11 protein-coding genes are annotated in these 13,335 nt (G+C 55.1%); 3 read left to right on the top strand and 8 right to left on the bottom strand.

Annotated features, from left to right (window positions below):
• Positions 1-32: 32 nt before the first annotated feature.
• The 7 genes from AC3CHX_RS07690 to thrC all read right to left on the bottom strand — a co-directional run bounded on the left by AC3CHX_RS07690 (position 33) and on the right by thrC (position 9,176).
• The gene (locus tag AC3CHX_RS07690) at positions 33-1,820 is read right to left on the bottom strand and encodes a diguanylate cyclase domain-containing protein (RefSeq protein WP_488643459.1); all 1,788 of its coding nucleotides are present in this window, start codon (positions 1,818-1,820) and stop codon (positions 33-35) included.
• Between the two features lie 144 nt (positions 1,821-1,964).
• Entirely contained in the window at positions 1,965-4,568 is a 2,604-nt protein-coding gene (clpB, locus tag AC3CHX_RS07685; protein WP_488643458.1) for an ATP-dependent chaperone ClpB, read from the bottom strand.
• 359 nt (positions 4,569-4,927) lie between these two features.
• Positions 4,928-5,380 carry a molybdopterin synthase catalytic subunit MoaE gene (gene moaE, locus AC3CHX_RS07680; RefSeq protein ID WP_488643457.1) on the bottom strand — a complete coding sequence of 151 codons (453 nt, stop codon included), beginning with the start codon at positions 5,378-5,380 and terminating at the stop codon, positions 4,928-4,930.
• 27 nt (positions 5,381-5,407) lie between these two features.
• Positions 5,408-6,049, bottom strand: coding sequence for a LysE family translocator (locus AC3CHX_RS07675; RefSeq protein ID WP_488643456.1), 642 nt, complete (start codon positions 6,047-6,049; stop codon positions 5,408-5,410).
• Between the two features lie 77 nt (positions 6,050-6,126).
• Positions 6,127-6,384 (bottom strand): molybdopterin converting factor subunit 1, encoded by a 258-nt coding sequence (moaD, locus tag AC3CHX_RS07670; protein ID WP_488643455.1) that lies wholly within the window; start codon positions 6,382-6,384, stop codon positions 6,127-6,129.
• Between the two features lie 69 nt (positions 6,385-6,453).
• Positions 6,454-7,686: a molybdopterin molybdotransferase MoeA gene (locus AC3CHX_RS07665; protein ID WP_488643454.1), complete on the bottom strand. Its 1,233-nt coding sequence runs from the start codon at positions 7,684-7,686 to the stop codon at positions 6,454-6,456.
• A gap of 29 nt (positions 7,687-7,715) precedes the next feature.
• Positions 7,716-9,176 (bottom strand): threonine synthase, encoded by a 1,461-nt coding sequence (gene thrC / locus AC3CHX_RS07660; RefSeq protein ID WP_488643453.1) that lies wholly within the window; start codon positions 9,174-9,176, stop codon positions 7,716-7,718.
• 348 nt (positions 9,177-9,524) lie between these two features.
• Between thrC and gmk the strand changes: the two genes are divergently transcribed.
• The 3 genes from gmk (at position 9,525) to AC3CHX_RS07645 (ending at position 12,754) form a co-directional block, all read left to right on the top strand.
• Positions 9,525-10,169, top strand: a complete 645-nt coding sequence (gene gmk / locus AC3CHX_RS07655; protein WP_488643452.1) for a guanylate kinase — start codon at positions 9,525-9,527, stop codon at positions 10,167-10,169.
• 74 nt (positions 10,170-10,243) lie between these two features.
• On the top strand, positions 10,244-10,447 hold the full coding sequence (gene rpoZ / locus AC3CHX_RS07650) for a DNA-directed RNA polymerase subunit omega (RefSeq protein ID WP_488643451.1): 204 nt from the start codon (positions 10,244-10,246) through the stop codon (positions 10,445-10,447).
• Positions 10,448-10,480: 33 nt separating this feature from the next.
• Complete coding sequence (locus AC3CHX_RS07645; RefSeq protein WP_488643450.1) at positions 10,481-12,754, top strand: RelA/SpoT family protein; 2,274 nt, start codon at positions 10,481-10,483, stop codon at positions 12,752-12,754.
• A gap of 113 nt (positions 12,755-12,867) precedes the next feature.
• On the opposite strand, the gene AC3CHX_RS07640 is transcribed toward AC3CHX_RS07645, so the two are convergent.
• Positions 12,868-13,311, bottom strand: coding sequence for a DUF1178 family protein (locus AC3CHX_RS07640; RefSeq protein WP_488643449.1), 444 nt, complete (start codon positions 13,309-13,311; stop codon positions 12,868-12,870).
• Positions 13,312-13,335: the final 24 nt, after the last annotated feature.

The following is a 13,335-nucleotide window of genomic DNA, read 5'->3' as shown; positions in this document are numbered from 1 at the left end:
ACACAGTCTGGAATCTATGCCCGGACCAGCGCCTAGTCGGTCTGGCCGCCAAATTTTTTCATACTATACATCCGGCTGTCGGCAACTCTCAACAAGGTTTCGAGATCCACGCCATCCGCCGGGTATAAAGCGCCGCCTATCGATGCACCAACCGAATACCTGGTGCCATCGTACATCTCGATCGGCGTTTCAAGCACTGCGATTATTTTTTGGCAAATTGCCAGCGCCACATCCTGATCGGTTACACCGTGCAGGTAAACCACGAATTCATCACCGCCAAAGCGTGCCACGGCATCATCCTTGCGCAAGGCATTCTGCAGGCGTTGCGCCACCTCGATCAAAACCCGATCTCCCTGTTCATGTCCGAACTGGTCATTGACGCCCTTGAATTTATTCAAATCGATAAACAGCATCGCAAAGCCGAACGACTTCGGATCGTGGGCGTTACGGCGCATGAATTCAATCTGCGCAGTGAATGATTCGCGGTTGAGTAAATTGGTCAGCCGATCTGTACGCAAGCTGCGCTCCATTTCCTGAAAGCTTTGCGCCAGTCGACCGATCTCATCATTGCGATGAATATCCAGGGAAGTGAAAGGCTCGCCGCTACCGATGTTTTGTGCGGCCAGCGTCAGCTTGCGGATATCCCGCAATGCCCAGCGCAGAATCACAAAACCAAGCACCGTCGTAATCAGGATCGCGGTAAGACCGAGCAGCAAGCTGTGATACATACCGCCGTTAATCGAATTCCAGAAATTCGAACGCGGGGTTGCTATCACCGTGACCCAATCCAGTCCGACAGCATCGCGATAAACCCGCGCAGCCACCTCGATCTGGCCCAGCGAACTATTCAATACGGCGCTGATCAGTGGTGGTCTGGCGCCTGCCGCACCTGCGGGCGTGACGTGACGACCGTCACCTTGCTGCAGCGTCAGCTGTGGCTGCACCGCTTGCCATGCCAAGCGCATTAACGCCGACGTACTGGTAGTTACATTCCGCCTGAGCGGCTGTTTCCGGCCAAGCGGAATCGACCTGTAAGACTCTTCCGTCACGGCGTTCGCCCGGCCTTCATAGACATTCTCGGCGGTCGAACTGGCAACCAGATCGCCATTGCGCTCCGCAATAAAAGCCAACCCGTTCTTTTCGATCGGCAACGAGCGCAAAAAGTCGCGCAACGGCCCGAGCGGCATCTCTGTCGCCACCACGCCATATATTTTCGCCTCTGCAGTGGCAACCACGCGTGCCAGCATCATGGCAGGTTCGTTGCTGCGGATCCCGGCAAATATCGGCGACCAGCTTTCTTCGCCTTGCTTGAGCGCATTGAGATACCAGGCTCGCTCGCGCGGCTCGTACTCATCGGTTCTCAATAGCGTCAACTCGCCATTTGGTCCGTTTGTGCGGTAGAGCGAACTCGGCCCCAACTTCGGACCACGCACGCGCAGCAGGAACTCTTTATCGCCGACTTTTCTGAGGCCGACAAACTGGCCATCGACACCGCCAAAGCAAACAAAACTACTGGACTCGGGAAACAGGCTGCCGGCGATCCAGAGTCGTTCCTGCAAGTCGCGCACATTGGCTACCGGCCCGGCTTGCTGTGTCAGGGGCGCGGCCGTAATCACGCGCAGCGTCGCTTTCGCATCGTGTATCTGGCGTTCGGTAGCCTGATCGATGCTGCTCATCAAATCAGCCAGGGCCTTTTGCGATATGGCGTCCGTCGCATTCTGCCCGGCCCGATATAAGAACCAGCCGATGGTCGCCGCCAGGCAGAACATCAGCATCACAAAGGGCAGAATAAATAGGCGTTGTAACGAGTATTGCTTCAAATTCTTCCTAGAGAAAACTAGTTAAGGCGCCCTAACCGGCAGACACAAAAAAAGCCACTCGGTATCCCTTGTGGCTTTTTTTGTCGTTGTAAAGCACTGGCAAGATCAGGCTGATTCTACTCTTTCCCTCATAAAAGTAATGACTTAGCTTGCCTTATTGAAAACAAGTTCTCCGTTGCCAACACTTATATGGATGACATCTTTAGGGCCGAATTTGCCTTCCAATATGAATTTGGACAATGGATTTTCGATCTGTTGCTGAATCGCCCGCTTCAACGGCCGCGCGCCATATACCGGATCGAAGCCAGCTTCTGCGACCTTTTGCAGCCCCCCCTCCGAAATCTCCAGCCGCATGTCTAACTTCTCAAGACGCTGTTCCAATATCTTCAGCTGGATCTTGGCGATGGCGCCGATGTTCTTTTCATCAAGTGCATGAAACACCACGATTTCATCGATGCGATTGATAAACTCCGGACGGAAGTGAATTCTGACCTCCGCCATGACTTCCAGCTTCACCTCCTCCGGATCGCTGCCTTCCATCGCAGAAATCCGGTGCGATCCCAAATTCGACGTCATCACGATCACGGTATTTTTGAAGTCCACGGTACGGCCCTGACCATCTGTCATGCGGCCATCGTCGAGCACCTGCAGCAGGACATTGAAGACATCCGGATGCGCCTTCTCAATTTCGTCGAGCAGAATCACGCTGTACGGTTTGCGACGTATCGCTTCGGTCAGATAGCCGCCCTCCTCGTAGCCTACGTAGCCCGGTGGCGCACCGATCAGGCGCGCGACCGAATGCCGCTCCATGAATTCGCTCATGTCGATGCGTATCATGGCGTCCTGGGTATCGAACAGGAAGCCGGCCAGGGCTTTGCACAACTCGGTTTTACCGACCCCGGTCGGCCCCAGGAACATAAAGGAACCGTAGGGGCGGTCAGGGTCGCTCAAGCCGGCGCGTGAACGACGAATCGCATCGGAGACAGCGACGATCGCTTCATCCTGACCAACCACGCGACGATGCAACTCATCCTCCATCTTCAACAATTTTTCGCGTTCGCCCTGCATCATCTTGGAGACCGGAATACCGGTGGCACGCGAAACAATTTCTGCAATTTCCTCGGCGCCGACCTGGGTCCGCACCAACCTGGGCTTGGCGCTCGGATCGGGATGCGCCTCGGCCAGCGCGTCCTGCTTCTGCTGCGCTTCGAGCGCCTGCTCAAGTTCATTCATCTTGCCGTATTTCAGTTCGGAAACTTTTTGCCAATCGCTTTTGCGGGTCGCTTCATCGATTTGCAGGCGCAGTTTTTCGATCTCTTCTTTCAGATGCTTACTGCCCTGGGCGCTGGCCTTTTCGGCTTTCCAGGCTTCTTCCAGATCGGCGTATTCGCGCTCCAGTTTCTCGATTTCCTGCTCGATCAGGCTAAGGCGCTTTTGAGAAGCCTCATCCTTTTCCTTTTTGACCGCCTCGCGTTCGATCTTGAGTTGAATCAAACGACGGTCAAGTTTATCCATTACCTCCGGTTTGGAGTCGATTTCAATCTTGATCTTGGCAGCCGCTTCATCGATCAGATCAATCGCCTTGTCTGGCAAAAAACGATCGGTAATGTAGCGATGCGACAATTCAGCGGCAGCGACGATAGCCGGGTCGGTGATTTCCACGCCATGATGGACTTCGTATTTTTCCTGCAAGCCGCGCAAAATTGCGATCGTCGCTTCGACCGTTGGCTCATCCACCAGAATTTTCTGGAAACGACGTTCCAGTGCGGCATCCTTTTCGATGTATTTACGATATTCATCCAGCGTCGTTGCGCCTACGCAATGCAATTCGCCACGCGCCAGTGCAGGCTTGAGCATGTTGCCTGCGTCGATGGCGCCTTCGGCTTTCCCGGCGCCAACCATGGTGTGCAATTCGTCGATGAAGACGATGGTCTGTCCTTCATCCAGAGCGATTTCCTTGAGCACCGCTTTCAGGCGTTCCTCAAATTCGCCGCGGAATTTGGCCCCCGCCAGCAGGGAAGCCATGTCCAGCGACAACACACGTTTTGATTTCAGACTATCCGGAACTTCGCCATTCACAATACGCTGCGCCAGGCCTTCAACGATGGCGGTTTTACCGACACCGGGTTCGCCGATCAATACCGGATTGTTTTTGCTGCGGCGTTGCAAAACCTGGATCGCCCGGCGAATTTCGTCATCACGACCGATCACCGGATCGAGTTTGCCTTGCCGTGCGCGTTCAGTCAGATCGAGCGTGTATTTCTTCAATGCCTCGCGCTGACCCTCGCCATCCTGCGATGCCACGTTGTCGCCACCGCGCACCGCGCTGATGGCAGCTTCCAGCGCCGTACGGCTCAGGCCGTGCTGGCGCGCCAGTTTGCCGGCGTCGGATTTATCCTCGAGTAAGCCAAGCAACAGCATTTCACTGGCAATGAATTGATCGCCATGCTTTTGCGCTTCCTTGTCCGCCAGGTTCAGCAATCCCTGCAAATCACGGCCAATCTGTACCTCGCCGCTGTTGCCGGTGACTTTAGGCAAGCGCTCCAGCGCCGCCTTGAGTCCGCTCGACAACCCGGCAATGTTGACGCCGGCCCGTTGCAACAGCGAACGGGCGCTACCGTCGTCCTGATTCAGCAATGCAATCAGGGCATGGACCGGCTCGATATATTGATTGTCATTCCCGACTGCCTGGCTCTGGGCATCGGCAATCGCTTCCTGCAGTTTTGTGGTGAGTTTGTCGAAACGCATGGTTTCCTCCAAAATGTCTACTGCATGGAAAATTGGGACTTGAGCGTGTATTTCAAGAATGTTTGAGTAGATTGGACCAGGTATTCAGAATACCCATGGCGTTTAGCGCAACCCGCCTGGGAAAGTCGGAACGAGGCCTGTCGACGCTTCAGTATAGATGTCGACAGCGCATACGGCCGGTTTTAGCGATTTATATATGTGCGGCTAATTTGCGCCAGTTGCTTGCTTAATCCAGCAGAAAGTGCGCCATAAATAGCGAAACCGGTGGTCCGGAGCGTAATTGCGCCAGACAGGCGCAGCTTCACGTGCGCCGGTGGCCTGTCGCAGTCACCGCGTTGCAATATTGGTATAGATGCCGGTTAGCGCTGCCACTTGGTCAGCGCCGCGTCGTCGCTGTCGCGCGCATCAACCCAGCGCGCGCCTTCGGGCGTCTGTTCTTTTTTCCAGAACGGCGCTTCGGTCTTCAGATAATCGATGATGAACTCACAGGCCGCGAAGGCCTCGCCGCGGTGCGCCGAGGCAACTGCCACCAGTACGATCTGGTCCAGCGGCTGCAACGGCCCGACCCGATGAATCACCAGCGCATCGAAAATATCCCAACGCGCCTGGGCCTGCCCGACTATCGCAGCCAGCGACTTTTCAGTCATGCCGGGATAATGTTCCAGCTCCATTTGCGCAACCGCGCTGCCGTCGTTGATATCTCGTACAGCGCCGACAAAACTGACGATCGCCCCAATTTTGGGATTACTGCGCCGCAATGCAAGCAATTCTGTAGAAAGGTCGAAATCGGCGGTTTGAATGCGTATGGACATGAGGCGATCCGAAAAGTGAGGCGACATTTAGTTTTGGCTATGTTTGACCGTCGCCAACAATGCGCCGGCGCCAATGAATACACTACCTGAAATGCGATTGAACACCCGAGCGCGACCTTGGGCGCGTAACCATGGCGCCGCGCGTACTGCGCAGCCGGAATACAGCGTCAAGCCGGTCAATTCACAGCAAACAAAGGTCAACACCAAAATCAGGAATTGCGGCAACTGCGGCGCCAGCGGATTCAGAAATTGCGGGAACAGCGCGGTAAAAAACAATAGCGCCTTGGGATTGCTGGCGCCGACCAGGAAACCATTCAGATACAGCCGTAAGCGGGACGCCTGAATCGGCACCGGATTGATTTCACCATCGACGACAAAATTCGCTTGTTGCGAGCGAAAAGTTTTGACGCCAACGTAAATCAAATAAATTGCCCCACACCATTTAATCGTCAGAAATACTTTTTCCGACGTCGCCAGAACCGCGCCCAGACCGAATGCCGAAACGGTCATCACCAAACACAAGGCAGTCAGACTACCGAATGCGCCTATCAGTGCCCGACGCACCCCGAAATTGACCGCATTGGTGACGCAGTTCAAGACTGTCGGACCAGGTGTCGCCACCAGCGCGACAACAGCGGCAAGGTAAAAAAGCCAGGTTTGGAGTTGCATAAGCACCCTCGAATTGAAGTGAGCCAGAGGTCCAGCCAACACACAAAGACCTTACAAATTACCGGTCGCCGGTATTGTTAACCGCCGGTCACCGGCGGAAAGAATGCCACTTCGCAATCGGCGCTCAGCGCCGCATCGGCGCTGGTCATGACTTGATTGCAGGCCATCCGTACCGCACGCCCGTCTCCCAGGACCTCGTCCCAGACGCCGCCACGCGCACGCAAATATGCGCGCACGTCGCCCACGGTTTGGACTGTCTCCGGCACTTCCACAGTCTCCTGCGTCAGGTTGAGCGCTTCACGAATACTGGCAAAAAAACGCAATTGAATCTTCATTGGGTTCCTGCTCCGGGAGCCGGCACCAAGTGCCGGCTCAAGTAATAATTGTGCATCAATATTGCAAGTTTATTGCAGTAGCGCTGAAAATGGATAGAAGCGCACCAGATCACCGACGGCGACGGTTTTTCCGGCCGGGTTATCTACCAGGCCATCGCCCCAGACGGTAGAAGTCAATACACCCGAACCCTGATGCGGGAATAAGTCGAGACCACCGTTGGCGTTGATTTTTGCGCGCAAGAATTCCTGCCGACGGTCAGCCTTGCTCCAGTCAAAATCTGCACGCATGGTGTACGCCTGCGGCACCACGTTGCTGCTCCCTTGCAGGCGCAAGATAAACGGCCGCACGAACAGCAGGAAGGTGACAAAGCTGGACACCGGATTGCCCGGCAAACCCATGAAGAATGCGGTATCGGCACTTTCACCCGGACCACGGTTAACCTCACCAAAGGCCAGCGGCTTGCCCGGCTTCATCGCGATTTGCCACATGCTGATATGGCCTTCCGCTTCTACTGCAGGCTTAACGTGATCTTCTTCGCCGACCGAAACACCACCCGAGGTAATGATCAGGTCATGCTGTTGCGCAGCGAGACGCAAGGTGTCGCGCGTCGCCTGGAGCGAATCCGGAACGATGCCGTAATCCGTCAGTTCGCAGCCCAGATTTTCCAACAATCCGCGCAACACGAAACGGTTCGAATTGTAGATCGCACCCGGCTTCAACGCCTCGCCCGGCATCGTCAACTCGTCACCGGTAAAGAACACTGCGACGCGTAATTTACGCAGCGCCGGCAAGCACGCCAATCCGACTGAAGCGGCCAGGCCGAGATGTTGTGCCTGCAGGCGCGTACCGGCCGACAGAATCACGTTGCCGGCCTGGATGTCCTCGCCGGCACGGCGTATCCATTCACCCGCAACCGGCGTATGGCGGATCACGACCGCATCCCCCTCCGCTGTACACATTTCCTGCATGACAACCGCATCGGCACCGGCCGGAATCATCGCGCCGGTAAAGATACGCGCGGCGCTGCCAGGCTGCAATGGCTGCCCGACGTGGCCCGCGGGAATACGCTGCGAAACCGGCAATCTGGCCGCACCGCTCACACAATCTGCCGCACGTACCGCATAGCCGTCCATCTGCGTATTGTCGGCTGGCGGCACATTCAATTGCGAAGTTTGGGCGAGTGCCAGTACCCGGCCATTTGCTGCCAGCGTTGGGACCACCTCGACTTCGGTCAGCGGTCGGGCAGCTGCCAGCAGCACGTCGAGTGCCTCGGTAACACTTAGCATTGGTAATTTTTGCATCTTTGGTTTGCTCAGAATTGTTCCGTAGATTACAGGGCAGTATGCGCGGCAATGTAGGCCTTGACCTGTGCAACGTCGGCCGCCATCACTTCGAATCGCTGCGGCAATGCTTCGATGTTTTCAAAGCCGGCCGGACGCTCGGCGTCACGTCCCAGTGCCTCACGAATCGTTTCGTTGAATTTAGCCGGCAATGCGGTTTCCAGCACGATCATGGTGACACCGGGCGTCAGGTATTCGCGTGCGACTTTGACGCCGTCGGCAGTATGCGTATCGATGGTGATGCCATAACGCTGTTCAACGTCGCGAATGGTGTCCAGACGGTCTGCGTGGGTCGACTTGCCGGACTGGAATCCGTATTCCACAATCTTGCTGAATTCATCGCCATCGCTACCAGGCTTGCCCGACAAGTCAAAGCCGCCTTCAGTTTCGACCTTATGGAACAGCGCGCTCAGACGCTGGTTGTCGCGCCCCAGCAAGTCATACACAAAACGTTCGAAATTCGAGGCTTTGCTGATATCCATGCTCGGACTGCTGGTGTGGTAGGTTTCAGCCGATTTGCGGACCCGGTAGACGCCGGTACGGAAGAACTCATCGAGGACGTCATTCTCGTTGGTGGCGGCCACCAGCTTATCTATCGGCAGCCCCATCATGCGCGCGATATGGCCGGCGCAGATATTCCCGAAGTTACCCGAAGGCACGGTAAACGACACTTTCTGGTCGTTGCTGGTGGTGGCGCTCAGATAGCCGCGGAAGTAGTACACCACTTGCGCGACGACGCGGGCCCAGTTGATCGAGTTCACGGTACCGATTTTCTTTGCCGCTTTGTACGCGAGATCGTTGGACACCGCCTTGACCATATCCTGACAATCATCGAACACGCCTTCGACCGCGATATTGAAAATGTTCGCATCCTGCAGACTGAACATCTGCGCACTTTGAAATGCGCTCATTTTTTTATGCGGCGACAGCATGAAAACACGTATGCCCTTCTTGCCGCGCATCGCATATTCTGCCGCGCTACCGGTATCGCCCGACGTGGCGCCGAAAATATTCAGCTCCGCGCCATCCTTCGCCAAGGTGTACTCAAACAAATTACCCAGCAATTGCATCGCCATATCCTTGAATGCCAGCGTCGGCCCATTCGACAGCGCTTGCAAAACAAGTTTGGTGCCGTTAGCTTCTTCCAATACACGCAGCGGCGTAATCTGGCCGGCATCCTCGCCGGCGCGCACATTACGATAGACGTCTGCGGTGTAAGTTTTATGCGCTAGCGCTTTCAAGTCCGCTTCTGGGATATCCGTCGCAAATTTCTTCAATACTTCGAACGCCAGATCCGCGTACGACAGTGTGCGCCAGCAATTCAACTCGGCCGCGCTGACTTGCGGATATGCCGCCGGTAAATATAAACCGCCATCCGGTGCCAGACCGCCCAGCAGAATGTGAGAAAAGGATTGTGCCGTAGCGTGGCCGCGCGTGGAAACGTATTGCATAGAATTGTATGTAATTTTATAAGTCTGCAAACGCAGAGGTGGTATAGAAACCGCTTGAAATCGCTTTGTCAAGACACGCAGCGGCGGCATGACGATCCAGCGGCATTATAGCTGCCGCCGGGCTGTGTTGCCATTTTTAGACTGCCTTCAGACTCTGGAACCGAAACCACTCTACAGTGGAGCCCCTGCACTGCTACAATGCTGCCATATCAGCAAGCCACGCATTTGAGCGCAAATTCACAAGAAATGCGCTAGCTGGCGCGCCCTTCCTTGTTTGTGAATAATCCGACCGCCATGACTCCTCCGCTACCATCAATACCACCAAACGAACTCATCATCGGAGCTGCGATGCCCGACGAACATCCGATGTCCGGAAGCTTATTCATGGTGGTCGCACCGTCCGGCGCAGGGAAATCGACGCTGGTCAACGCGCTGCTGGCGCAGGAGCCCGAGATCAAGCTCTCGATTTCATACACTACCCGCCCACCACGACCTAAAGAGCAAAACGGCCGGGAATACCATTTCACCTCAGTTGAGGATTTCCGCGCACGCCATAAGCAAGGTGAATTCCTCGAATGGGCCGAAGTCCACGGCAACTATTACGGCACATCACGCCTGTCGATCGCCGAACAAATGCAAGCCGGCACCGATGTACTGCTGGAAATCGACTGGCAAGGCGCACAACAGGTCAAGAAACAGTTTCCGCATGCAGTGGGAATTTTCATCCTGCCGCCATCCATTGCAGCACTCGAAGATCGACTGAAGAAGCGTGGGCAGGACGAGCCGCAGGTGATTACACGAAGAATTCTGGCCGCCGGTGGGGAAATCGCCCATGCCCCGGAGTCCGAATATGTTATTATCAACCAAGAATTTGCATCTGCTCTGTCGGAGCTGACAGCGATTGTCAAAGCGACACGTTGCCGCTTTTCGCAACAAGCAGTACGTAACGCATCCTTATTTGCCCAACTTGGTATTCATGCCAACTTGAGCTAACACCTAGTTAACCTTGACCACAACTACGTCCGAACGGAGTTGCTGCCAAGTTGACACTGTTTTTCGGAGAATATATGGCCCGCATTACCATTGAAGATTGCCTGAAGCATATCCCTAACCGCTTTCAATTGACTCTTTCCGCGACTTATCGCGCACGCCAACTGCTACAAGGCCATACCGCCAAGGTAGATGCAAAAGACAAACCGACCGTTATTGCCCTGCGTGAAATCGCTGCCGGCAAAGTCGGCATTGAAATGCTGAAAAAGGTACCGGGCTAATCCTTCACCTGCTGCGGCTGTTGTCTATACAGTATGAACCTGACACCTCCAGATTCGACCTTGCCATCAGCCGCTCCTGTAAAACGGGCCGCAGCGTCGCGCCCTCCCAAAACTGCCAAGCCCGCACCACCCTCTGATCAGCCAACGTCGCAAAACAGCGTTGCATCGATCACCCACCTGACCACCAAGCTCACCGAATACCTGAGTCCTTCCGAGCTCAAGAAGGTCAAGGAAGCGTATCGCTTTTCAGATGAAATGCATCTGGGGCAGATGCGCAAATCAGGCGAGCCCTACATCTCTCATCCAATTGCAGTTGCCGAAATTTGTGCCGACTGGAAACTCGACGCGCAAGCAATCATGGCCGCGTTGCTGCACGACGTGATGGAAGATCAGGATGTCAAAAAAGAGGAACTGATCGAACGCTTTGGTGCGCCGGTGGCAGCCTTGGTTGACGGCCTTTCCAAACTCGACAAAATCGAATTCCAGAGTCAAATCGAAGCGCAAGCGGAAAACTTCCGCAAAATGCTGCTGGCGATGGCCCGCGATGTGCGCGTGATTCTGGTCAAGCTAGCCGACCGTCTGCACAATATGCGCACGCTGGGCGTGATGATCCCGGAGAAGAAGCGCCGCATCGCCCGCGAAACGATGGAAGTGTATGTACCGATTGCACATCGACTTGGCTTAAACAATATTTATCGCGAGTTACAAGAACTGTCGTTCTCGCATTTGCACCCGCTGCGCCATCGTACACTGCTAAAAGCCGTCAGAGCGGCGCGCGGCAATCGTCGCGAAGTGGTCAGCAAGATTCTCGAATCAGTGAATACCACTCTGGCGGCAACCGGTATTCCGGCGCAAATTGACGGCCGCGAAAAAACCCTGTACGGCATTTATCGCAAGATGCGCAACAAGCATCTGTCGTTCTCTCAAGTATTGGATGTGTACGGATTCCGGATTGTGGTCGATACGTTCGCCAACTGCTACGTCGCGCTTGGCACCCTGCATGCGCTGTACAAACCGATGCCGGGCAAGTTCAAGGACTACATCGCTATCCCTAAGCTAAATGGCTATCAGTCGCTGCACACCACGCTGATCGGCCCCTACGGCACGCCGGTCGAGTTCCAGATCAGGACTCAGGACATGCATCGCGTGGCCGAGTCCGGCGTTGCGGCACACTGGCTGTACAAGGATGAGGATGGCGATTTAAGCGATCTGCAACAGCGCACTCATGCGTGGCTCCAGTCGCTGCTCGACATCCAGAAACAAACCGGCGACTCAGCCGAATTTCTGGAACACGTCAAAGTCGACTTGTTCCCCGACTCGGTATATGTCTTCACACCTAAGTCGAAGATCATTGCGCTGCCGCGCGGCGCCACCGCGCTCGATTTTGCCTACACCATCCATACCGATGTCGGCGATCAAACCGTTGCCGCCAAGATCAATCACGAACCGGCGCCGTTGCGCTCGGAACTACACAATGGCGATATCGTCGAGATCATCACCTCCAGCAGCTCACGGCCAAGCCCGAACTGGCTCAGCTTCGTGCGCACCGGCAAAGCACGTTCGGCGATTCGTCATCATCTGCGCACCGTCAATCTGAATGAGTCGGTCGATCTCGGCAAACGCTTGTTATCGCAGGCATTGGCGACACTGAATCTGAATCCTGCATTGGCACCGATCGTGGTGGAGCGCCTGCTCAACGAATCAAGCGCCAAATCGCTGGAGGAAATCTACGCCGACATCGGCGTCGGCAAGCGCATGGCGGCGTTGGTCGCACGGCACATCATGGGTCTACTGGAAAACCAGCCAATATCGGTACCATTACTGGATATGGAAGGTATAGTGCTGCCAGCCAAACCCGATCCGGTAGTGATCAATGGCAGCGAAGGCGCCTCGATCCAGCTGTCACCATGTTGCCAGCCGATTCCAGGCGATCTGCTGATCGGCCAACTCAAGCGCGATCAGGGTCTGCTGGTCCATACCGAAGATTGCAACATCGCCAAACGCCAGCGCGGCAAAGAACCGGAACGCTGGATCGAAGTGCGTTGGGGCGCCGACTTGAACCGCCGCTTCGACTGTCGCATCAAGGTGCTGGTAAATAACGATAAAGGCATCCTGGCTCGGGTAGCCTCCGAAATTGGCGACTCCGATGCCAACATCACCTACGTCAACATGGATGACGACAAAGATCAGATGATGACGCAATTGATCTTTACCATTCAGATTGAAGACCGCGTCCATCTGGCACGTCTGCTTCGCAATGTCCGCAGAGTTCACGGTGTTACACGAATCTTGCGAGATCGCAGTTAGGCTATTGATCTGCTGCCGGGCAAAACCAATTCAAGCATCTAATGTGGATAGGTCGCCATCCGCTTTCCGTTTAACCAGAGCCGAGTAGCCACCCGATTAGTTCATCCCCAACACTATTGCATCGATTGCTTCAGCAGCGCCGGCAATGCCATCTCCACCACATCAATCCCCTCCTCTAGCAGCGCATCACGCTGACTGGGAGTGGCGATGCCGCGTATCCCATGACTCGGGACCTCGTTGTAATGAATCCGCCGTGCCTCTTCGGTAAAGCGCTCACCGACATCTTCGGTGTTTTGAAGAACATAACGCGCCATTTCAAGATAGGCCGACTGGCGTTCCGACACCAAATCGTTGCGTACATCAACGGCAGGAGTTGATCCTGCCGCAGTCTGGGACAGATTCAGATGCGGTGCCGATGGCAATCTTCGAATATTTGCGCTGTCACATATCGGACACGCGATCTGATGTCGATCCGATTGCAACAGAAAATCCTGCTCCGAAGAAAACCATCCTTCGAAGTCATGATTTTGATCGCAGCACAAGTTGTAGACTTTCATGGCTATTCAATCAGTTATGCGGCG

The organism is Glaciimonas sp. OK215, assembly GCF_057787885.1.
Note: the sequence above shows the minus strand (reverse complement) of the source record. Positions and strands in the feature narration are given on the sequence as shown.

Excerpts from the sequence above, each read along its gene's own strand:
- thrC (WP_488643453.1), bottom strand. The coding sequence starts at position 9,176 with ATGCAATACGTTTCCACGCGCGGCCACGCTACGGCACAATCCTTTTCT.
- AC3CHX_RS07675 (WP_488643456.1), bottom strand. The coding sequence starts at position 6,049 with ATGCAACTCCAAACCTGGCTTTTTTACCTTGCCGCTGTTGTCGCGCTG.
- moaD (WP_488643455.1), bottom strand. The coding sequence starts at position 6,384 with ATGAAGATTCAATTGCGTTTTTTTGCCAGTATTCGTGAAGCGCTCAAC.
- AC3CHX_RS07665 (WP_488643454.1), bottom strand. The coding sequence starts at position 7,686 with ATGCAAAAATTACCAATGCTAAGTGTTACCGAGGCACTCGACGTGCTG.
- clpB (WP_488643458.1), bottom strand. The coding sequence starts at position 4,568 with ATGCGTTTCGACAAACTCACCACAAAACTGCAGGAAGCGATTGCCGAT.
- moaE (WP_488643457.1), bottom strand. The coding sequence starts at position 5,380 with ATGTCCATACGCATTCAAACCGCCGATTTCGACCTTTCTACAGAATTG.
- rpoZ (WP_488643451.1), top strand. The coding sequence starts at position 10,244 with ATGGCCCGCATTACCATTGAAGATTGCCTGAAGCATATCCCTAACCGC.
- AC3CHX_RS07640 (WP_488643449.1), bottom strand. The coding sequence starts at position 13,311 with ATGAAAGTCTACAACTTGTGCTGCGATCAAAATCATGACTTCGAAGGA.
- gmk (WP_488643452.1), top strand. The coding sequence starts at position 9,525 with ATGCCCGACGAACATCCGATGTCCGGAAGCTTATTCATGGTGGTCGCA.
- AC3CHX_RS07645 (WP_488643450.1), top strand. The coding sequence starts at position 10,481 with ATGAACCTGACACCTCCAGATTCGACCTTGCCATCAGCCGCTCCTGTA.